Raw genomic sequence first — 19,330 nt, 5'->3', positions numbered from 1 at the left:
TCTTGTCGTATAACGAAAAATTAGGCTGCGTCCGATTAAGCCACCGGCATGTTCGGCGTATCCCCCTCCCCGCACCGCTTTCTTTCCACCGCTGTCGGCGCACTCGCACTGTTCGCGTCAACGGCACCGGCATGGGCGGCCCAGACGCCTCTCGATCGCGCCGACCCGGCAGTGGTGAAGGAAGAACTCCCCGATACGTTGCCGAGCAAGCCCAAGACGCCGTTGCCCACGACCGTTGCCCCCGATGCGGACGCAACTGTCGATGTCGGCGGCGGCATCGTCGCAGGCGCGATCCGCGTCGAGGGCGCCACGATCCTGCAGCCCGCCGCCTTCGCGCCGGTGATCGAGCGCTATGCGGGCCGCGAACTGTCCTCTTCCGATCTCGCCGCGCTCGCCTCCGATGTCGCAAACGTCGCGCGCCGCGCCGGCTACGGCCTCGCCACCGCCTGGATCCCGGCGCAACGCCTCGGCAACGGTGTGCTGCGCGTGGTGATCGACGAGGGCCGCATCGACGCCGTCGAGGCGAGCGGCAAGGCCGCCTCGGTCGCCGAACGCTATCTCGCCGCGCTCGTCGGCACCGGCCCGGTCTCGACCCGCGCGCTCGAACGCCGCCTGCTCGTCGCCGGCGACATCGCCGGCGTCACCGTCGGCAATGCGCGGCTCGAGCGGCAGGACGGTCGCAACATCCTGAAGGTCGCCACCGACCGCGATCGCGTCCGCGGCCGCGCCTCGCTCGACAATTGGGGCACTGCCGAAGTGGGCCCTGTCCGCGCGCAGGCCAATGTCGATCTCAGCGGCGTCGGATCGGACGACGACCGGCTGAGCCTCGGCGCGGCGATCACCCCGTTCGAGCCGCGCGAATTCGGGCTGGTCAGCGCCGAATACACCATGCCGCTCGGCACCAACGGCACCGACGTCAAGCTGGGCGGCTATTATGCCTATACCCACCCCGGCGGCGTGCTGTCGGGCCGCGATTTCGACGGCCACAGCGCCGAAGCCGGCGCCGAGTTCAGCCATCCTTTGCTCCGCACGCGCGAGACGAGCGTCTGGGCCTATAGCGGCTTTACGCTGCGCGAATCGGTGCAGTCGATCGACGGCGCACCGCTCCGGTCCGATCAGATCGCGATCCTGCAGGCGAGCATCTATGCGCTCGACATCTTCACCAATGGCTATGTCCGCGGCCGCGTTGCCATCTCACAGGGGCTCGACATCTTCGGCGCCACCGAACCGGGCGATCCGCTCGCCTCGCGCGACGACGCCAGCGGCCGCTTCGGCAAGATCGACGTCTGGGGCGAATATGTCCGCCGCGTCGCGCCGCGCGTGACGATGCAGCTCCAGGCGCAGGCGCAGCTCGCCACCCGCCCGCTCCTCTCCTCGGAGGAGATGGGGCTTGGCGGCCGCAGTTTCCTACGCGGGTACGACTATCGCGAGCTCTCGGGCGACAAGGGAATCGCCGGGTCGGCCGAGGTCCGCTACGATCTCGGCGAGATGCCTAAGCCGCTCAGCAAGGCGCAGCTCTATCTCTACGGCGATGTCGGCAGCGTCGGCAATTATCGCGGCGGAGGCGGCGGCGGCACGCTGGCTTCGGCCGGCGGCGGCGTCCGTGTCTGGCTGGGCAAGGCGGTCGAGGCCGGGCTGGAGCTCGGCATTCCCCTGAAGGACGGCGCGTTCGGCGCCGACCGCGATCCGCGCCTTTCCTTCACCATCGGCACGCGCTTCTGACGCAGCGCAGGGCGCCGCTCACTTCACGCGGCGCGCGCTGATGATCTTCACCGGCTTCATGATCGACTGCCCCATGGTGTTCTGCGACCGGCCGCCGGGATAGGTCGGCTTCGCCAAGATCTTCTGCACCACCGGCATTCCGCTCACCACTCGGCCGAAGGCGGCATAGCCGGGATTGCCGTCGCGCGCGTCGAGATAGGAGGAAGGCCCGAGGGTGATGAAGAAATCGCCCATCGCCGTGCCAGGTGCGTTGCGCGCCATCGACAGCGTCCCGTTGCCGTGCCGGAGGCCGGTCCTGCTGGTCGGCTCATGCGCAATCGGCGCCGGCGCGCCGACGACATATTTGTTGATGCCGCCCTGGATCAGCCCCTGCGTCGGCGCCGTCCGGTTGCGCGCAGCCCGGTAGAAGGTTTTGCCGTCGAACAGCTTCTCGTCGACGTAGCGGAGGAAGTTGGCGGCGGTGATCGGCGCGCGCTTCGTATCCACCTCGATCAGGATCACGCCCTCGCTCGTCTCCAGGCGCACCCGCGCGGCTTCGGCAGCCACTGGTAGCGTGAGAAGCAACAGGAAAGCGGCGGCCAGCGCCGCGCGGAGCCGGAACGCGCACGTCATGGCGCCTCGTTCGCAAAGCCGCGCGTGCGACACAAGGCTCCACTCGTCCCTTCGCCGCCACGCCCTGGGGCGGAGCGAGCCTTCGAGCGGACCAACCGGAAGGCAGGCGGAACGGTAGGCCCCGCCCCGCTCGTTGACGGCGTTCCATCCTAAAGAGGGAGAATTTTCCGTGTATTTGCGTAAACTGCCGGCCGCGCTCGCGGCGGCCACGTTGGTGCTTGCCGTCCCGGCATCCGCCCAGAGCGCAGCGGCGCCACTCAGCGTCTCGCGCGCTTCGGCCTCGGTCGATGGCGAGAACAATCTGGAGGGCGGCAACACCTTCGGCATCGTCCTCGGCGTGCTCGCCGCCGGCGCCTTCATCTATGGGCTCGTCGAGTTCATGAACGACGACAACGACAACCCGGTCAGCCCGTAACCGCCGCCAACCTCCTTTCTGTTAGGAACGAATATGCGTATCCCTATGAAGGCATTGATCTTTGCCAGTGCCACAACCTTGGCCATCGCGCCGGTTGCGGCGCAATCGGCAGCCAGCCTGTCGCCGTCACGCGCAAGCGCCGCGATGAGCGGCGAGAACGATCTGGACGGCGGTTTCCTGTCCAGCGGCGCGATCTTCGGCGCGATCGGCGCCATCGCCGTATTGGTGGCGGTCGTCTATACGATCGCCGACGACGACGATAATTCGCCGGTCAGTCCGTAAAAATCCAATCATCGCCGTCATTGCATAGTTATGCATGATTATGCATATGGCGGCGATGATTCGCACTGCCATCCTTGGCGCCTCCGGTTTCGTGGGCGCGGAATTGCTCCGGCTCGCGGCCGCGCATTCGGCGATCTGGCCCGCGCGCCTCTTCGGCGACAGCCACGCCGGTGCGTCGCTTCCGGCCGTTCATCCACATCTCGCCCTCGCTTATCCAGATTTGGTCGTCGAGCGTTACGCGTCTGAAGCCCTTCAAGACATCGATCTCGTGTTCGCGGCGCTGCCGCATGGCCACTCGCAGGCGATCGCCGCCGATATTCTCGATCGCGGCATTCCCTTTGTCGATCTCGGCGCCGATTTCCGCCTCGACGATGCGGCGTCTTACGAGCGTTGGTACAACGAGCCGCACGCCACGCCCGATCTGCTCGGCCGCTTCGCCTACGGCATACCGGAGATCAATCGTGACGCCATCCGCGACGCCAAGGCCGTCGCGGCCGCCGGCTGCTATCCCACCGCCGCCATCCTCGCGCTGAAGCCGCTGCTCGGCCTCATCGATCCCGGCACGATCACTGTCGATGCCGCCTCGGGCGTCACCGGCGCCGGCCGCGCGGCGAAGGAAGAGACCGCCTTCTGCACCGTCGACGGCAATTTCGCCGCCTACGGCCTGCTCTCGCACCGCCACACCGCCGAGATGGAGATGGCGCTGGGTGGCTCGATTCTCTTCACGCCGCATCTGGCGCCGATGACGCGCGGCATCCTCGCCACCTGCTACGCGAAGGCGCTGGGCCCTTGCGATCCGCTCGCCGCGCTCGCCGAGGCTTATGCCGGCGAACCCTTCGCCCATGTCTCGGAACGGTCGCCCCAGACCAAATGGGTGCTCGGCTCCAACGCCGCGCACCTCACCGCGCGTTACGACGCGCGGACCGGCCGCGTCGTCGCTATCGCCGCGATCGACAATCTGGTGAAGGGCGCCGCCGGCCAGATGATCCAGTGCGCCAACCTCATGCTCGGCCTCGACGAGGATGCGGGCCTTGCCAAAGTGGGAGTCTATCCTTGAGCGTTACCGCAGCCGAAGGGTTCGTCGCGGCCGGCCTCCACGCCGGCGTCAAGCAGCGCCGCCCCGACATGGCGCTTCTCGCCACCGAAGACGGCAAACCGGTGCCCTGCGCCGCCGTCTTCACCCAGAACAAATTCTTCGCGCCGCCCGTCGGCGTGTCACGCGAGCGGCTGGCGGCGAACGGCGGCCGGGCGGCGGCGATCATCGTCAATTCGGGCAATGCCAATGCCGGCACGGGCGCTCAGGGCCGCCGCGATGCCGATGCGATGTGCACCGAAACTGCCGCTGCGCTCGGCATCGCGGTCGACGACGTGCTCGTCTGCTCGACCGGGATCATCGGCACGCATCTGCCGATGGAGAAGATCGCCCCCGCCATTCCCAAGCTCGCACGCCAGCGTTCGGTCGAGGGCGCTCAGGATGCGGCGCGCGGCATCCTCACCACCGACAGCAAGCCCAAGCAGGCGGTGATCAGCGGATCGACCTTTACGCTCGGCGGCATGGCCAAGGGCTGCGGCATGATCGCGCCCAACATGGCGACGATGCTCGCCTTCCTCACCACCGACGCCGCGCTCGACCGCGACACGCTCCAGCGCGTGCTGGCGGATGCGTCCGACCGCACGTTCAACACGCTCAACGTCGATGGCGCGACATCGACCAACGACAGCGCATTTCTGCTCACCAGCGGCCGCCGCGGCCCCGCCGACCCGGAGGAATTCGCCGATGCGGTACACCGCCTCTGCGAGGATCTGACGCTGCAGATGGCGCATGACGCGGAAGGCATGACCAAGATGGTCCGCCTCACCGTCTCCGGCGCCGCCAGCGATGCCGAGGCGCGCGCCGCGGCCAAGGCGATCGCCGAGAACAATCTCGTCAAATGCTCTTGGTACGGCTCGGACCCCTATTGGGGCCGCCTGCTCGCCGCCGCCGGATCGGCGGGGATCGGCTTCGAGGCGGACAGCGCCACTGTCGCCTACGGTGGCACAATCGTCTCGCGCGGCGGCGAAGGCGTGGATCACGACGCCGGCAAGGTCGCCGCGCACATGCAGCACAAGGAAATCGCGATCGAGGTCGCACTCGGCCTCGGCCGGGGCCGCGCGCAGGTGATCGGCATCGACCTCGGCCCCGGCTACATCAAAGAGAATAGCGTGACGTCATGACGGCTCATTCCTTTCCAGCAACAGCGCTCATCTCGAGCAGCCGTCGAGCCTGTCGAGACGGCGTGTCGAGAGACGGTCTCTCGACGGCGCATCTCGACTTCGCTCGATGCTGGCTCGAGATGAGCGGAAAGAAAGCAGCGCGATGACCCCCTCCCAAACCGCCACGATCCTCATCGAGGCGCTGCCCTACATCCGCCGCTTCGCCGGCAAATCGGTGGTGGTGAAGCTCGGCGGCGCGGCGATCGACCAGGAACTCGATCGCGCGCTGGCGCAGGACGTGCTCTTGCTGCGCAGCGTCGGCGTCCGCTGCGTGCTCGTCCACGGCGGCGGGCCGCAGGTCGATGCGCTGATGAAGCGGATGGGCAAGGCGCCAGAGTTCCGCGACGGCCTTCGCGTCACCGATGCCGAGACGCTGGAGATCGTCCGCATGGTGCTGACCGGCAAGATCAACCGCGATCTCGTGGCGACGATCAATCGCGAGGCGCTTGAGGAGCCGGTCGCCGTCGGCGTCTCGGGCGAGGATGCGGGTCTGCTCACCGTCACCCAGCGCGATCCCGCGCTCGGCTTTGTCGGTGATGTCCAGCAGGTCCGCGCCTCGGTGCTCCACCGGCTGCTCGACGAAGGGCTCGCGCCCGTCGTCTCGACGATCGGCGCCGACGCCGCCGGCCAGCCCTTCAACGTCAACGCCGACGAGGCGGCGCGCGCGATCGCCGTCGCCATGGCCGCGGAGAAGATCGTTTACCTCACCGCAGCGCCCGGCCTGCTCGAAGACGTCGCCGATCCCTCCAGCCTCGTCCCCCGTCTCACCGCGGCGGAGCTGCGCGATCGCATCGGCCATGAATCGATCAGCGCCGGCATGATCCCCAAGCTGCGCGCCTGCGCCGAAGCGGTCGAGGGCGGCGTCGGCACCGCGCATATTATCGACGGCCGCGTCCCCCACGCGCTGCTCATCGAACTGCTCACCGACAAGGGCATCGGCACGATGGTCAAGATGGAGAAGGACTGGTGAGCGACATCCTGACGATCGCGTCGCTCGGCGCCGATGCGCTGAACGACATCCTGGCGCGCGCCGAGGCGCCGGACGCCGGCCGTCCGCTCGAAGGCCAGGGCGCCGCCCTTCTCTTCCAGAAGCCGAGCGCAAGGACGCGGAACTCGATGGAGATGGCAGTCGTCCAGCTCGGCGGCCACCCGGTCTACATCCAGAATGAGGAAGTCGGCCTCGGTACCCGCGAGAGCCCGGAGGACGTGGCGCGCACCCTCGCCTGCTATCACGGCCTGATCGCTGCGCGGGTGAAGGATCATGGCTGGCTCGAGAGCATGGCCGCCGCGGTCGATGTGCCGCTCGTCAACATGCTGTCCGACCGGCACCATCCGCTCCAGGCGCTCGCCGACATGCTGACGGTCAAACAGCTCGCCGGGCGTATCGAGGGTGTGAAGATCGCCTATGTCGGTGATGCCGACAACAATGTCGCCCGCTCGCTCGCCGAGGCGGCAGTGCTGCTCGGTGCCGATCTGACCCTAGCCAGCCCCGAAGGCTATGCACTGCGCGACGCCCCCGACGGCGTCCGCCAGACCGCCGATCCGCTGGAGGCTGTGAAGGGCGCGCAGTTCGTCTATACCGACGTGTGGGTCTCGATGGGTCAGGATGACGAGGAAACCCAGCGCCTTATGGCACTAACCTCCTATCGTGTCGGAAGCGAATTGATGGCCGTTTCGGACGACGCATGGTTCCTCCACTGCCTCCCCGCCCGTCGCGGGCTCGAAGTCACCGATGCGGTGATAGACTCGCCCAGGAGCGCGGTCTGGCGCCAGGCGGAGAACCGGATGCGCAGCGCGCGCGGTGCGATCGCATGGGCGCTCGGCCGATGACCGACGCCCGCGCCCAGCGCCAGCGCGCCATCGCCGCGATCCTCCGCACCGAGCCGGTGACGAGCCAGGAGGAAGTCACCGCCAAGCTCGCCGAGCGCGGCCTCAGCGCCACCCAGGCCACCGTATCGCGCGATCTCGATCAGATGGGCGCCGTCAAGGTGCGGCGCGGCGGCGTCATCTCCTATGCGCTTCCCGATCAAATCGGCGAGAGCGACTGGGCCGGCGCGCGGCTCGATCGGATCATCGCCGAATGGGTGATCGCGGTCGAGGCGGCGGGCAATCTCATCGTGCTGCGCACCCCGCCCGCCACCGCGCATATCGTCGCGCTCGCGGTCGATCAGGCCAAGCTGCCCGAAGTCGCCGGCACCATCGCGGGCGACGACACTTTGTTCCTGGCGGTGCGCGAGGGCGTCACGGTCGATACCGTCGCCGCGCGTTTCCAGGACATGATCGAAAGCTGACGAACCCTCACGTTCAAGGATCTAAAATGACCGACAAGCCTGTCCTGAGCGGAGCCGAACGGCCCAAGAAGGTGGTGCTCGCTTATTCGGGCGGCCTCGACACCTCGATCATCCTCAAATGGCTGCAAACCGAATATGGCGCGGAGGTCGTCACCTTCACCGCCGATCTCGGCCAGGGCGAGGAGGTCGAGCCTGCGCGCCGCAAGGCCGAGCTGCTCGGCATCAAGCCGGAGAACATCTTCATCGACGATCTGCGCGAGGAGTTCGTGCGCGATTACGTCTTCCCTATGTTCCGCGCCAACACGGTCTATGAAGGCCAGTATCTGCTCGGCACCTCGATTGCGCGGCCGCTGATCGCCAAGCGCCAGATCGAGATCGCGAGGGCGGTCGGCGCCGACGCCGTGTGTCATGGCGCCACCGGCAAGGGCAACGATCAGGTCCGCTTCGAGCTCGGCTATTATGCGCTAGAGCCCGAAATCCGCGTCATCGCGCCCTGGCGCGAGTGGGAGTTCGCCAGCCGCGAGCAGCTCATCGCCTTCGCCGAGGCGCACCAGATCCCGATCGCCAAGGACAAGCGCGGCGATGCGCCCTTCTCGATCGACGCCAACCTCCTCCACTCCTCGTCCGAAGGAAAGGTGCTGGAGGATCCGGCGGTCGAGGCGCCCGAATATGTCCACCAGCGCACCATCTCGCCCGAGGATGCGCCCGACACGCCGACGGTCATCACCATCGATTTCGAGAAGGGCGATCCGGTCGCCATCGACGGCGCGCCGCTCTCGCCCGCGGCGCTGCTCACCAAACTCAACCAGCTTGGCCACGACAATGGCATCGGCCGGCTCGATCTCGTCGAGAACCGCTTCGTCGGCATGAAATCGCGCGGCGTCTACGAGACGCCGGGCGGCACCATCCTCCTCGCCGCGCACCGCGGGATCGAGAGCATCACCCTCGATGGCGGCGCGATGCACCTCAAAGACGAGCTGATGCCGCGCTACGCGAGCCTCATCTACAACGGCTTCTGGTTCTCGCCCGAGCGCGAGATGCTGCAAGCGCTGATCGACCGGAGTCAGGAGCGCGTCTCCGGCCGCGTCACCGTCAAGCTCTACAAGGGCAATGCCACGGTGATCGGCCGGGAAAGCGCGAACAGCCTCTACGATCAGGATCTGGTGACGTTCGAGGAAGGATCGTCCGGCTACAGCCAGGCCGACGCGGCGGGCTTCATCCGCCTCAACGCGCTCCGTCTGCGGCTGCTCGCCAAGCAGAAGGCGCGCGGCTGAGGCTCAGGCCCAGTTGCGGCCCTTGAGCGTGGCGATTTCGGCGTCGTACGGCGCGCAACCGCCCGCCCAAGGCGAGACGTCGAACGCGTCGGCGCTGCGGTCTTTCCAGACGACGCGATAGCCGCGCGGCACCGGCTTCCACAGGCCGGAGCGGCGGATGAGCTGGCAATTGCACCGCGTGCAGTGCGAGAAATAGAAAGTGTCGTTCCACACCTGGCGCGGCGCCGCTTCATGCAGCCCGAGCCCGCATCGCAGCGCCATCGTCCGCGCTCCTCTCCGTTGCGGCGCCGAAGATGGGCGCAAATGGTTAAGAGGGCGTTAGCCAGCGCATCACGCTCCATTCGAGCGGGGTCCAGATTCCGGTCTTGATACCGGCATGGCGGAGCGCGGCCCCTGTCCACTCGTTGCAGGTGCGGAAGACGTCATAGCGCCCCTGCCCTTCGTAAAAGACATCATTCGCGCCATAGCCGCGGCCGGTGAGCGGCACTGTCCGCCCCTTCCGCACCACGAAGCTCGCGCGGAGGAAGGCGGCAAGGCGGCGATATTCCTCCGGCCGCACCAGGATGCGGCGATGATCGCGGTCCACGCGTGGCGGCGGCTCGTGCTCGACATGGACGAGCCCGGTGCCAAGCCCGATTCCGGCCTTGAGCGCTGTCGAGAGGCGGAGATCCGCCCAGGTCGGCGTCTCCAGATAGAATTCGCGATTGCCGAAGCCCATCGCGACATAATCGTCCGCGCCGCCGGGATCGCGCACGTCGTGCATCGGCGCGTAGGGCCGCCAGTCCATCTCGGCATTGACCGTCGGGACCAGGATCCAGGTGTGGACGCCGTTGGTGCGGATGAAGACCGGAATTCCCGCCGCCGGCGGAGTCCAGCCCGCGTTCGCGGGGATGACGCTCCCCGCCAGCACGGCGAGGAAATAGAGCAGAGGCAGCAGCACGAGCGCCGCCGCCGTCCCGATCGCTCCGCGCTTCACCCGCTGCCGCATCCGGGCAGCCTAGCCGCCTTAGCGCGAAAGCGGGAATCCTTGGCTTTCCCTACTGCGGCGGAGATGACATGGAGCGCACATGCAGTCGCTCCCGCCCTATGCGCAATTCCTCGGCCTCCAGACACTCCGCGCCGAAGACGGTGCGCTCACCTGGCTGATGCCCTTCGCCGATCATGTCGTCGGCCGTCCCGGCTATCTGCAGGGCGGCGCGATCGCGGGTCTGCTCGAATTCGCCGCGCTCGGCTCGCTCGCAGATGCGCTCGGCGAGACCGCGGGGATCGCGCTCAAGCCGATCAACGTCACCGTCACCTTCATGCGCGGCGGCGTGATCCACGACACCTTCGCTTCCGCCGCGATCACCCGCCTCGGCCAGCGCGTGGCCAATGTCGAGGCGCACGCCTGGCAGCAGGATCGCGCGAAGCCGATCGCCTCGGCGCAGATGAACGTGCTGCTGAAGCGTCAGTAGCCGTTCAGCCGCGCCAGCCGGTCGGCGTGGTAATTGGCGTCGCCGAACAGTTCGTCCAGCACCCGCTCGCGCTTCATGTAGAGGCCGATGTCATGCTCGTCGGTCATGCCGATGCCGCCGTGCATCTGGACGCCCTCCTGCACCGCCAGCCGCGCCGTCCAGCCCGCCTTGGCCTTGGCCACCGACACCATGGCGTCAGCCTTGGCCGACCCCTCGTCGAGCAATTGCTGCGCCTTGATCGCCGCCGCGCGGGCGATCTCCAGCTCCGAATAAAGGTGCGCGGCGCGGTGCTGCAGCGCCTGAAACTCGCCGATCGCGCGGCCGAACTGCTTGCGATCGCGCAGATATTCCACCGTCCGCTCCATCGCGCCCGAGGCTACACCGACCATTTCCGAAGCCGCGCCCGCGCGCGCCGCGCCAAGCACGCGGCCCAGCACCGCCTCGCCGCCGCCGATCTCGCCCACCACCGCATCGGCATCCACCGCGACGCCGTCGAACGTCATCCGCGCGCCGATGCTCGCGTCTGCCAGCCGCACGCCCTCGACATCGAGCCCCTTCGCATCCTTCTCGACTGCGAATAAGGTAAGGCCCTCATCCGCTTGCGCTGCCACGAAAATCACATCCGCGGATGCGCCCTGCACCACGAACTGCTTGGCGCCCGAAAGCGTGAAGCCATTGCCCTGCCGGTCGGCACGCATCGCGATCGCTTCCGGCCGGTGCTTGGCACCCTCGTCCACCGCCAGCGCCGCGACCGTCTCGCCGGCGAGGATGCCCGGCAGCCAGCGCTCGCGCAGCGCCGATCCTTTCAGCGCCTCCACCGCAGCAATCGCGGTGATCAGGAACGGCGAAGGCGTGAGGTTGCGCCCCACTTCCTCCAGCACGATCCCCGCCTCGACATGGCCGAGCCCCAGCCCGCCGTCGGCCTCGTCGGCGAGGATGCCGGTGAAGCCCATCTCGCCGAACTGCTTCCACAGCGCATGGCCGAAGCCGTCCTTGCAGTTCATGTCGCGATATTTGCGAAGCTGCTTCGCGATCGCGCCTTCCTCCGCCATGAACGCCCGCGCAGTATCGCGCAGCATGGCCTGGTCTTCGGTGAGGTACAGCGGCACGATCAAGCCCCCGGCAGTTGCAGGATGTGCTTGGCGATGATGCCGAGCTGGATTTCGCTGGTGCCGCCCTCGATCGAATTGGCCTTGGTGCGCAGCCACTCGCGCGGCGTGCGGCCGCCCTTCGATCGCTCGCTTTCCCATTCCAGCGCGTCGGCACCGCCCGCCGCCATCAGCAGCTCGCTGCGCGCCTTGTTGAGCTCGGTGCCGGCATATTTCATCATCGATGGCTGCGCGGGGTGGGCTTGCCCCGCCTTCAGCTCGTCGATGAACTTCTCGCTCATCGCGCGGAAGGCGAGCGCATCGACGTCAAACCGCGCGACTTCCGCCCGAAGCAGCGGATCGTCCGCCAGCCGCTTTTTCAGCGCCGCGCCGAGGCTCTCGCCGCCGCCGCCGAGCCCCATACCCGAAATCATCTCGCGCTCGTGGCCGAGCAGATATTTGGCGACGTCCCAGCCCTTGTTGAGCTCGCCGACGATCTGGTCCTTGGGCACCTTCACATCGTCGAAGAAGGTCTCGCAGAAGGGCGAATAGCCGGAGATCAGCAGGATCGGCTTGGTCGACACGCCTGGCGAGGCCATGTCGAACAGCAGGAAGCTGATCCCCTTGTGCTTGGGCGCCGCCGGATCGGTCCGCACCAGGCAGAAGATCCAGTCCGCCTTGTCGGCATAGGAAGTCCAGACCTTCTGGCCGTTGACCAGCCAATGGTCTCCCTTGTCTTCGCACTTCGTCTGCAGGCTGGCGAGGTCGCTCCCCGCGCCCGGCTCCGAATAGCCCTGACACCAGCGGATCTCGCCGCGCGCGATCTCGGGCAGGAAGCGCAGCTTCTGCTCTTCGCTGCCATATTTGAGCAGCGCCGGCCCGAGCATCGAGATGCCGAAGCTGTAGAGCGGGCTGCGCGCGCCGATCCGCGCCATTTCCTGCCGCAGGATCTTGGTTTCCTCGGGCGAGAGCCCACCGCCGCCATATTCGCGCGGCCAGTCCGGCACAGTCCAGCCGCGTGCCGCCATGGCGTCGAGCCATTGTTTCTGCTGCGGCGATTTGAACTCCGGGTTGCGGCCGCCCCACACCGCGTCGCCCTCGCCCTCCATCGGCAAGCGCATTTCCGCGGGGCAATTCGCCTCCAGCCATGCGCGCGTCTCCGCGCGAAACGTGTCGAGATCGCTCATCGCCGCTCCTTTACGTTTACGTTAGGTGGCAGAGATCGCGCAGTGGCGTCAACCGGTCGCGGTCACGAACAGAGCGACAGATAAGCGATCGCCATCACCGTGCCGTCTTCGACGGCGAGCTTGCTGGGCGGATAGGTCTCGCTTTCGGCGACGGCGCCCGCGGCGTCGAGCTTGCGGCGCTCGCGGGGGTTGATCGTCTTCGCCTGGCAATCGACTTCCAGCAGATAGATGTTGCCCGTCTGGCTGCCGGTGGCGTCGGTCATGCGGAACCACGCCCGGCGGATATTCTCTTCGCGCGCGATGGTCGACGCATCGATCGCCATGCTCTGTCCCGATTCGGCCTTGCCGAGGTTGAGCCAGTTGGGCCCGGCCGGCTTCGCTTCCGCCTCCGGTTGCGGGGCCTCCGGTTCCTCGACCTTGGCGGCGCATGCATCGGCGGCCGCCTTCACGGCCGTGCCCACCTCCGGCTCGACTGTCCGGCCGACATATTCCAGATCGCGCAGCGTCAGCCGATCGGCGTCGTAATAGCCCTTCTGCACCGAAGCCGCCGCGCGCTGCAGGCGGCGCAGTTGCAGCGGCGTCAGACTGGTGGCGAGCTGCGCGCCCACACATTGCGTCTCGCGCAGGTTGAGGCCGTAGCGGGTGAGTTCCGCGGTCACGATGCCTTCGCGCGGGCCGACATGATCGGCGATATTGCCCGCGCAGCCGCCGAGCAGGGCAAGGCCGAGAATGGCGCAGATCGAGCGGGCTTGGACGAGCATCGGCATGAGCGGCGCGGACCAAACCGCGCGGCTGCACAAAGGTCAAGGGTAGCGTAAAGCAACGCGTTCCGGCATTCGTTGGTGCGACAGGCGACAAGAGGGCTGCGGACGCGATGGACTTTTCCCTTACCGAACGCGAGGCGCATTACCGCGACCGGGTGCGCGATTTCATCGAGTCCCACGTCCGGCCGCGCATGCCGGATTACAAATCGCAGGTCGCGGAAGGCGATCGTTGGCAGCCCGTCCCGGTGATCGAGGAGCTGAAGCCCAAGGCCAGGGCTGCCGGCCTCTGGAACCTTTTCATGCCCCCCGCCCCCGCGCTCGCCCATGTCGACGAGAGCTTCGCCTTCGAAGGCACCCAGCTCACCAACCTCGAATATGCGCTCTGTGCCGAGGAGATGGGCCGCATCGTCTGGGCGTCGGAAGTGTTCAACTGTTCGGCGCCCGACACCGGCAACATGGAGGTGTTCCACCGCTACGGCACCCGCAGACAAAAGGACGAATGGCTCGCGCCGCTGATGAACGGGGAGATCCGCTCCGCCTTCCTGATGACCGAGCCGGGCGTCGCCTCTTCGGACGCGACCAACATCCAGTGCGAGATCCGCCGCGACGGCGATGATTATGTCGTCAACGGGCGCAAATGGTGGTCGTCGGGCGCCGGCGATCCGCGCTGCAAGGTCGCGATCGTGATGGGCAAGACCGATCCGGACGCGAAGAAGCACCAGCAGCAATCGATGGTGCTCATGCCGCTCGATGCGCCGGGCGTCACGGTCGAGCGCGCGCTCACCGTCTACGGCTATGACGACGCACCGCACGGCCATATGGAAGTGAAGCTCGACAACGTCCGCATCCCCGCCTCGGCGATGCTGCTGGGCGAGGGCCGCGGGTTCGAGATCGCGCAGGGCCGCCTCGGCCCGGGCCGCATCCACCATTGCATGCGCACCATCGGCGCGGCCGAGGAAGCGATCGCCGCGATGGCGAAACGCCTGCAGAGCCGCGTCGCCTTCGGCAAGGCCTTGAGCGAGCACAGCGTCTGGGAGCAGCGCATCGCCGAGGCGCGGATCGACATCGAGATGTCGCGCCTGCTCTGCCTCAAGGCCGCCGACATGATGGACAAGGCGGGCAACAAGGCGGCGAAGGCCGAGATTGCAATGATCAAGGTCGCCGCGCCGCGCATGGCGCTGCGCATCATCGACGATGCCGTCCAGGCGCACGGCGCCGCCGGCGTCAGCCAGGATTTCAACCTCGCGTCGAGTTGGGCCGGCATCCGCACCCTCCGCCTCGCCGACGGCCCTGACGAAGTCCACAACCGCGCCATCGCGCTGATGGAGTTTGCCAGGCATGGGGCGTGATCTCTCGACCCGCCGTCTCGACGGGCTCGACGGCTGCTCGAGATGAGCGGAACGTAGTTATAGATAGCCGCTCATCTCGAGCCAGCGTCGAGCGAAGCCGAGACGCGCCGTCGAGAGAGCGCATGAAGGAAGGCACCGCATGAACCTGTTCGATCTCACCGGCAAAGTCGCCATCGTCACCGGCTCCTCACGCGGCATCGGGCGCGCGATCGCCGAGGCGCTGGCCGATCACGGCGCCAAGGTCACCATCTCCAGCCGCAAGGCCGACGCCTGCGAGGAAGCCGCTGCCGCGATCAACGGCAAGCATGGCGACGGCACGGCGATCGTCGTCCCCGCCAACATCTCCTCGAAAGACGAGCTCCAGACGCTGGTTGACGAGACCCGCCGCCAGCATGGCCGCGTCGACATCCTCGTCTGCAACGCCGCCTCAAATCCCTATTACGGCCCGATGGCGGGGATCACCGACGAGCAGTTCGGCAAGCTCCTCACCAACAATGTCGTCGCCAACCATTGGCTGATCAACATGGTGGTGCCCGAGATGATCGAACGCGGCGAGGGATCGGTGATCATAATCTCCTCGGTCGCCGGCTTGTCGGCCTCCACCACGATCGGCGCCTATGGCATCACCAAGGCGGCCGACCTCCAGCTCGCGCGCAATCTCGCTGCCGAATATGGCGCGAGGGGCGTCCGCGTGAACTGCATCGCGCCGGGACTGGTGAAGACCGATTTCGCCCGCGCACTGTGGGAAGATCCGGACACGCTGAAGGCCGTCACCCGCGCCGCGCCGATGCGGCGGATCGGCGATCCGCACGAAATCGCCGGCGCCGCCGTCTTCCTCGCTGCACCCGCCAGCACCTTCATGACCGGCCAGGCGATCGTCATCGACGGCGGCGCGACGCTCGGCGCGGGGCTTTGAGCGCCGTGGCGCGGCTCGCCGGCAAGGTCGCGATCGTCACCGGCGCGGCGTCGGGCATCGGCCGCGCCACCGCCACCTTGTTCGCCGCAGAGGGCGCGTTCGTCATCGTCTCTGACGTCAGCGAGGCGATCGACGCAGCCGCCGCCGCAATCGGCCCCGCTGCCGTGGCGATGCGCTGCGACGCGGGCCGCGAAGCGGATGTCGCGGCGCTCGTCCGTACCGCCGCCGCGCGCTTCGGCGGGCTCGACATCTTCTTCGCCAATGCCGGCGTGTCGGGCGGTCTCCCTTCGATCCTCGAGCAGAGCGAAGCGGACTGGGCGGAGATCCTGCGGATCAACCTCATCGGCCCGGCGATGGCGATCAAGCATGCCGCGCCGCTGATGCGCCCGCGCGGCGGCGGGTCGATCATCTGCACCGCGAGCGTCGCGGGTCTCCGCTCCGGCGCGGGCGGGGCCGCCTATTCGGCGTCCAAGGCGGGCGTCATCAGCCTAGTCAAGACCGGCGCGCAGCAGCTTTCGGGCAGCAACATCCGCGTTAACGCCATCTGCCCGGGCCTGATCGAAACCGGCATGACCGAATTCGTCTACGAGCGCGCCCGCGCCAAGGGGCAAGGCGACAGGCTCGGCCACCTCAACCCCTTGCGCCGCGGTGGCGAGCCGGAAGAAATCGCCCGCGCCGCCCTCTTCCTCGCCTCGGACGAGGCGAGCTACGTCAACGGCCACGCGCTGGTCGTCGACGGCGGCCTCTCCTCCTCCCACCCTTTCAACCGCCAGGATTACGGACGGACGGCTATCTAGCCTTCTCGCGCCGCAGATGCGCGATCCACCGCTGCCGCGCCCATTCGTCGGTGAGGCGCTTCGCCCGGGCCGCGTCCGCGCCCGACAGATCGGCCAGCCGCCGCAGCGCGCCGTCGTCGAAGCGCACCGTCTCTTCGGTCATGTTCATCACCGTCCGCCGCCCGTCGGGCTCGACCATGCCGATCTCCGCCGGCCAGTCGAGCCCGCCGATATGCTGGAACACCGGCCGCGGCTTGCCCTCCCCCACCTCGGCACCGAGCGCGCGCAGCAGGATGCGGCGATAGTCGGAAAGCCCCACCGGCCGCTCCGGCGCGAGGCCCGGTCGGTTGATCACCAGCGGGATCGCGGTCTGCTGCCGGTTGATGACATGGCCATGGCCGAGAAACGCGTCGTCGAACAGCGACTCGCCATGATCGGCGGTGACGACCAGCAGCACGTCGCCCCACACGCCCATCGCCTTCAGCCGCGCGATCATTGCGCCGATCAGCCGGTCGCCATAAGCCGCCGCATTCCAATAGGTTGCTTCCACCCGGTCGCGGTTGGCAAGGCTGATCTCGCCGCGCGGGATCGGCGTGCCGGGCAAGATCTGCGGCATCCCCGGATGGTGATAGGGGAAATGCGCCTCCTGCACGTTCCAGTAGACGAAGGTTGGCTGCCGCCATCCCGCCGGATCGCCGAACGCACGGTCGAACGCGCCGAGCAGCTTCTTGCCGTCGATCAGCAGCGATCCCTTGGCCGCGAAGCCGAACGCGCGCTCGTCCTTCAGCGTCTCGGCATCGACGAAGACGTCGGCATTCTCCTTCATGCCGACCACTTCGGAAATGTCGCCGAAGCTCTCGGGTTGGCCGGAGAAGACCCCGATGCGATAGCCGTTGGCCTTGAGGTCGCGAAACAAAGATCCCGTCCCCGCCGCCGGATCGAGCGCGCCCGAGAACAGGCTCTTGAGCGACGCGGTGGTGAAGCCGACATGGCTGTAGGCGGCGGGCGCGGCGCTGCCGGTGCGGGCGAGCGCGTTCAGCACCGGCGCCACCTCGCGTCCGCCGGCGCGCTTGCCGAGCACGTCGGCACGCATGCTTTCGAGCACGATCAGCACGAGATGCGGCGGCTTCTCCGGCAGCCGCGGCGTCGGCAGCGTCTCGGCATCGCTGTCGAAGGTGAAATCGCCCCCTAGCCCGTCCTCGTCGACGCCATTCCCCGGCACGTCGAGCGCGAAGGGATGGCGCGCGCCGTCAAACGGATGGCGATCGACCTGCGCGCTGAACCAGCTGAACCCGTCGCGGTCGAAATCGGTGAGTTCGGAAAGCACCGCATTGGCAGCCGCGGGCGCGTTGAACCGCATCAGCGCATAGCGCGCATCGGGCACCTGCCGCGCGAAGAACAGCACCGCCACCAGCGGCAGCGCCAGCCACAGCAAATGCCGCCAGCCGAACGGCGGCGGCGCGGCCTCGTCCGCCGCATGGCGCCGCACCAGCCGCCAGCCGATCCACCACGCCGCGCCCGCCCCGGCGATCACCGCGGCCGCCAGCCCCGCCTCGTCCGCGACATAGAGCAAGGCATCGCCGATGCTCCCGCCGCCAAGGTTCTTCATCAGCTCGAAGCCGATCGCGTCGCTGAAATAGGAGAGGACTTCATATTTGAGCAGCAGCAGCGCCGCGCCGATACCGAGCGTGAAGAACAGGAAGTTGAACCGCGCCAGCGCGCTGTCCCGCCGCCGCCCGTGCAGCGCGCGGATCAGCAGGAACAAAGCCCCGATCAGCGCCCCCTGCGCCAGCGCCACCCCGGCGAGCACCAGCGCCGCCTCCGCCGCCGTATCGACGACATGCATCGCGCCGAACCCGCCGCCGAACAGCCCGTATTTCCGCTCCGCCAGCGCCGCCTCGAACAGGGTCAGCAGCGCGAAGGCGATGGCCGGCAGGGCAAGGGCGCGCAAGATCCGCATCGCGCCCCTCTATCCGCCCGGGCTTGCGAAACCCCTAAGCGCGCGCCGCGCCGCCTCTTTCTCTGTCACCCCGGACTTGATCCGGGGTCCACCTTCTTCCGGACGTCGCCAGATCGAAGAAAGATGGATTCCGGATCAAGTCCGGAATGACAATGAAGCTGGTCTCTGCGTCTCTGCGTTTCTGCGCGAACAACCCCTTGCCCGCTTGAGCCCCGCTCCCCGCCCCGATACGCTCCCGCCGACCCCCGGAGCGCCCGCCATGACCCCCACGATCACCGCCTTCGCCAATTCGCCGGACGAGGGGCAGGGTCAGGCGCGCGACATGCGGGTGCGGTGGGCGCTGGAGGAGGTCGGCGCGGCCTATGACGTGCGCCTCGTCACCTTCGCCGAGATGAAGGCGCCCGAGCATCTCGCACTCCACCCCTTCGGCCAGATCCCGACCTATGAGGAGGATGGCCTCGCGCTGTTCGAGACGGGCGCGATCCTGCTCCACATCGCCGGCCGCCACCCCGGCCTGCTCCCCGCCGATCCGCATGCCAAGGCGCGCGCGATCGCCTGGATGTTCGCCGCGCTCAACACCGTCGAGCCGCCCATCGTCGAGCATGAGGCGGCAGGCTATCTGGAGGGGGACAAGCCCTGGCACGCCGAGCGTATGCCGATCGTCGAGGCGCGCATCGCCACCCGCCTCGCCCAGCTCGCTGCGCATCTTGGGGAGGCCGAATGGATCGACGGCGCATTCAGCGCCGCGGACATATTGATGATCACCGTCCTCCGCCGCCTCGAAGGCTCAAACCTGCTTGCCGCCCATCCCAACCTGCTGGCCTATGTCGCCCGCGGCGAAGCACGGCCCACCTATCAGCGCGCGTTTGCGGATCAATTGGCGGTGTTTGAGGGCCGCGACCAAAGCGCCGAGGCCGATTAGCGGTTATTTCGATATAAGTCGAAATTATCATTGCAAGACATCGCGGCCGGAGATATTTCGATATT

The 19,330-nt window shown here is 67.7% G+C and carries 21 protein-coding genes; 14 read left to right on the top strand and 7 right to left on the bottom strand.

Going from position 1 to position 19,330, the window contains the following annotated elements:
• Window positions 1-48 precede the first annotated feature (48 nt).
• Entirely contained in the window at window positions 49-1,722 is a 1,674-nt protein-coding gene (locus tag B9N75_RS11385; protein ID WP_085218906.1) for a ShlB/FhaC/HecB family hemolysin secretion/activation protein, read from the top strand.
• Window positions 1,723-1,740: 18 nt separating this feature from the next.
• On the opposite strand, the gene B9N75_RS11380 is transcribed toward B9N75_RS11385, so the two are convergent.
• Window positions 1,741-2,334 (bottom strand): peptidylprolyl isomerase, encoded by a 594-nt coding sequence (locus B9N75_RS11380; RefSeq protein ID WP_085218905.1) that lies wholly within the window; start codon window positions 2,332-2,334, stop codon window positions 1,741-1,743.
• A 169-nt stretch (window positions 2,335-2,503) separates the two neighbouring features.
• Between B9N75_RS11380 and B9N75_RS11375 the strand changes: the two genes are divergently transcribed.
• The 8 genes from B9N75_RS11375 (at window position 2,504) to B9N75_RS11340 (ending at window position 8,849) form a co-directional block, all read left to right on the top strand.
• Window positions 2,504-2,749 (top strand): hypothetical protein, encoded by a 246-nt coding sequence (locus tag B9N75_RS11375; protein ID WP_085218904.1) that lies wholly within the window; start codon window positions 2,504-2,506, stop codon window positions 2,747-2,749.
• Window positions 2,750-2,794: 45 nt separating this feature from the next.
• On the top strand, window positions 2,795-3,031 hold the full coding sequence (locus B9N75_RS11370) for a hypothetical protein (protein WP_085218903.1): 237 nt from the start codon (window positions 2,795-2,797) through the stop codon (window positions 3,029-3,031).
• Window positions 3,032-3,086: 55 nt separating this feature from the next.
• Window positions 3,087-4,088 carry an N-acetyl-gamma-glutamyl-phosphate reductase gene (argC, locus tag B9N75_RS11365; protein ID WP_085219610.1) on the top strand — a complete coding sequence of 334 codons (1,002 nt, stop codon included), beginning with the start codon at window positions 3,087-3,089 and terminating at the stop codon, window positions 4,086-4,088.
• A complete protein-coding gene (argJ, locus tag B9N75_RS11360) occupies window positions 4,085-5,245 on the top strand; it encodes a bifunctional glutamate N-acetyltransferase/amino-acid acetyltransferase ArgJ (protein WP_172840876.1) in 1,161 nt (386 codons plus the stop codon). Before argC ends, argJ begins: the two co-directional genes overlap by 4 nt.
• A 142-nt stretch (window positions 5,246-5,387) precedes the next feature.
• On the top strand, window positions 5,388-6,254 hold the full coding sequence (gene argB / locus B9N75_RS11355; RefSeq protein ID WP_197685113.1) for an acetylglutamate kinase: 867 nt from the start codon (window positions 5,388-5,390) through the stop codon (window positions 6,252-6,254).
• Window positions 6,251-7,114 carry an ornithine carbamoyltransferase gene (locus B9N75_RS11350; protein ID WP_085218900.1) on the top strand — a complete coding sequence of 288 codons (864 nt, stop codon included), beginning with the start codon at window positions 6,251-6,253 and terminating at the stop codon, window positions 7,112-7,114. Before argB ends, B9N75_RS11350 begins: the two co-directional genes overlap by 4 nt.
• Window positions 7,111-7,575 carry an arginine repressor gene (gene argR, locus B9N75_RS11345; protein ID WP_197685112.1) on the top strand — a complete coding sequence of 155 codons (465 nt, stop codon included), beginning with the start codon at window positions 7,111-7,113 and terminating at the stop codon, window positions 7,573-7,575. The genes B9N75_RS11350 and argR overlap by 4 nt, the downstream gene beginning before the upstream one ends.
• A 26-nt stretch (window positions 7,576-7,601) precedes the next feature.
• Entirely contained in the window at window positions 7,602-8,849 is a 1,248-nt protein-coding gene (locus tag B9N75_RS11340; RefSeq protein WP_085218898.1) for an argininosuccinate synthase, read from the top strand.
• A gap of 3 nt (window positions 8,850-8,852) precedes the next feature.
• Here B9N75_RS11340 and B9N75_RS11335 read toward each other — a convergent pair whose 3' ends face one another.
• Together B9N75_RS11335 and B9N75_RS11330 are read right to left on the bottom strand one after the other, a co-directional pair.
• A complete protein-coding gene (locus tag B9N75_RS11335) occupies window positions 8,853-9,110 on the bottom strand; it encodes a hypothetical protein (protein ID WP_085218897.1) in 258 nt (85 codons plus the stop codon).
• A 46-nt stretch (window positions 9,111-9,156) separates the two neighbouring features.
• Window positions 9,157-9,837: a TIGR02117 family protein gene (locus B9N75_RS11330; protein WP_157123811.1), complete on the bottom strand. Its 681-nt coding sequence runs from the start codon at window positions 9,835-9,837 to the stop codon at window positions 9,157-9,159.
• Between the two features lie 79 nt (window positions 9,838-9,916).
• Here B9N75_RS11330 and B9N75_RS11325 point away from each other — a divergent pair, with 79 nt between their 5' ends.
• Entirely contained in the window at window positions 9,917-10,303 is a 387-nt protein-coding gene (locus tag B9N75_RS11325) for a PaaI family thioesterase (protein WP_085218896.1), read from the top strand.
• Here B9N75_RS11325 and B9N75_RS11320 read toward each other — a convergent pair.
• The 3 genes from B9N75_RS11320 to B9N75_RS11310 form a co-directional block, all read right to left on the bottom strand.
• On the bottom strand, window positions 10,297-11,412 hold the full coding sequence (locus B9N75_RS11320; RefSeq protein ID WP_085219605.1) for an acyl-CoA dehydrogenase family protein: 1,116 nt from the start codon (window positions 11,410-11,412) through the stop codon (window positions 10,297-10,299). The genes B9N75_RS11325 and B9N75_RS11320 overlap by 7 nt on opposite strands.
• A 2-nt stretch (window positions 11,413-11,414) precedes the next feature.
• Window positions 11,415-12,578, bottom strand: coding sequence for an acyl-CoA dehydrogenase family protein (locus B9N75_RS11315; RefSeq protein ID WP_085218895.1), 1,164 nt, complete (start codon window positions 12,576-12,578; stop codon window positions 11,415-11,417).
• 62 nt (window positions 12,579-12,640) lie between these two features.
• The gene (locus B9N75_RS11310) at window positions 12,641-13,339 is read right to left on the bottom strand and encodes a hypothetical protein (RefSeq protein WP_172840875.1); all 699 of its coding nucleotides are present in this window, start codon (window positions 13,337-13,339) and stop codon (window positions 12,641-12,643) included.
• 113 nt (window positions 13,340-13,452) lie between these two features.
• On the opposite strand from B9N75_RS11310, the gene B9N75_RS11305 reads away from it, so the two are divergent.
• From B9N75_RS11305 to B9N75_RS11295, 3 genes are all read left to right on the top strand, one after another.
• Window positions 13,453-14,691 carry an acyl-CoA dehydrogenase family protein gene (locus B9N75_RS11305; protein WP_085218893.1) on the top strand — a complete coding sequence of 413 codons (1,239 nt, stop codon included), beginning with the start codon at window positions 13,453-13,455 and terminating at the stop codon, window positions 14,689-14,691.
• Between the two features lie 139 nt (window positions 14,692-14,830).
• A complete protein-coding gene (locus tag B9N75_RS11300; RefSeq protein WP_085218892.1) occupies window positions 14,831-15,607 on the top strand; it encodes an SDR family NAD(P)-dependent oxidoreductase in 777 nt (258 codons plus the stop codon).
• Window positions 15,608-15,612: 5 nt separating this feature from the next.
• The gene (locus B9N75_RS11295; protein ID WP_085219603.1) at window positions 15,613-16,404 is read left to right on the top strand and encodes an SDR family NAD(P)-dependent oxidoreductase; all 792 of its coding nucleotides are present in this window, start codon (window positions 15,613-15,615) and stop codon (window positions 16,402-16,404) included.
• Here the strand turns inward: B9N75_RS11295 and B9N75_RS11290 are convergent.
• Complete coding sequence (locus B9N75_RS11290) at window positions 16,397-18,343, bottom strand: LTA synthase family protein (RefSeq protein ID WP_085218891.1); 1,947 nt, start codon at window positions 18,341-18,343, stop codon at window positions 16,397-16,399. The genes B9N75_RS11295 and B9N75_RS11290 overlap by 8 nt on opposite strands.
• A 259-nt stretch (window positions 18,344-18,602) precedes the next feature.
• On the opposite strand from B9N75_RS11290, the gene B9N75_RS11285 reads away from it, so the two are divergent.
• Window positions 18,603-19,265 (top strand): glutathione S-transferase family protein, encoded by a 663-nt coding sequence (locus B9N75_RS11285; RefSeq protein WP_085218890.1) that lies wholly within the window; start codon window positions 18,603-18,605, stop codon window positions 19,263-19,265.
• The last annotated feature ends 65 nt before the right edge of the window (window positions 19,266-19,330 follow it).

It is taken from the genome of Allosphingosinicella indica (assembly GCF_900177405.1).
Classification (GTDB): domain Bacteria; phylum Pseudomonadota; class Alphaproteobacteria; order Sphingomonadales; family Sphingomonadaceae; genus Allosphingosinicella; species Allosphingosinicella indica.
The sequence above is the reverse complement of the archived record's forward strand: the minus strand, read 5'-3'. Positions and strand labels throughout refer to the sequence as shown.

What these genes read in the sequence shown, in the direction of transcription:
- B9N75_RS11310 (WP_172840875.1), bottom strand. Translation starts at nt 13,339, where the DNA reads ATGCTCGTCCAAGCCCGCTCGATCTGCGCCATTCTCGGCCTTGCCCTG.
- argB (WP_197685113.1), top strand. Translation starts at nt 5,388, where the DNA reads ATGACCCCCTCCCAAACCGCCACGATCCTCATCGAGGCGCTGCCCTAC.
- B9N75_RS11330 (WP_157123811.1), bottom strand. Translation starts at nt 9,837, where the DNA reads ATGCGGCAGCGGGTGAAGCGCGGAGCGATCGGGACGGCGGCGGCGCTC.
- argC (WP_085219610.1), top strand. Translation starts at nt 3,087, where the DNA reads ATGATTCGCACTGCCATCCTTGGCGCCTCCGGTTTCGTGGGCGCGGAA.
- B9N75_RS11380 (WP_085218905.1), bottom strand. Translation starts at nt 2,334, where the DNA reads ATGACGTGCGCGTTCCGGCTCCGCGCGGCGCTGGCCGCCGCTTTCCTG.
- B9N75_RS11340 (WP_085218898.1), top strand. Translation starts at nt 7,602, where the DNA reads ATGACCGACAAGCCTGTCCTGAGCGGAGCCGAACGGCCCAAGAAGGTG.
- B9N75_RS11305 (WP_085218893.1), top strand. Translation starts at nt 13,453, where the DNA reads ATGGACTTTTCCCTTACCGAACGCGAGGCGCATTACCGCGACCGGGTG.
- B9N75_RS11300 (WP_085218892.1), top strand. Translation starts at nt 14,831, where the DNA reads ATGAACCTGTTCGATCTCACCGGCAAAGTCGCCATCGTCACCGGCTCC.
- B9N75_RS11385 (WP_085218906.1), top strand. Translation starts at nt 49, where the DNA reads ATGTTCGGCGTATCCCCCTCCCCGCACCGCTTTCTTTCCACCGCTGTC.
- B9N75_RS11285 (WP_085218890.1), top strand. Translation starts at nt 18,603, where the DNA reads ATGACCCCCACGATCACCGCCTTCGCCAATTCGCCGGACGAGGGGCAG.
- B9N75_RS11290 (WP_085218891.1), bottom strand. Translation starts at nt 18,343, where the DNA reads ATGCGGATCTTGCGCGCCCTTGCCCTGCCGGCCATCGCCTTCGCGCTG.
- B9N75_RS11315 (WP_085218895.1), bottom strand. Translation starts at nt 12,578, where the DNA reads ATGAGCGATCTCGACACGTTTCGCGCGGAGACGCGCGCATGGCTGGAG.
- argR (WP_197685112.1), top strand. Translation starts at nt 7,111, where the DNA reads ATGACCGACGCCCGCGCCCAGCGCCAGCGCGCCATCGCCGCGATCCTC.
- B9N75_RS11370 (WP_085218903.1), top strand. Translation starts at nt 2,795, where the DNA reads ATGAAGGCATTGATCTTTGCCAGTGCCACAACCTTGGCCATCGCGCCG.
- B9N75_RS11325 (WP_085218896.1), top strand. Translation starts at nt 9,917, where the DNA reads ATGCAGTCGCTCCCGCCCTATGCGCAATTCCTCGGCCTCCAGACACTC.
- B9N75_RS11335 (WP_085218897.1), bottom strand. Translation starts at nt 9,110, where the DNA reads ATGGCGCTGCGATGCGGGCTCGGGCTGCATGAAGCGGCGCCGCGCCAG.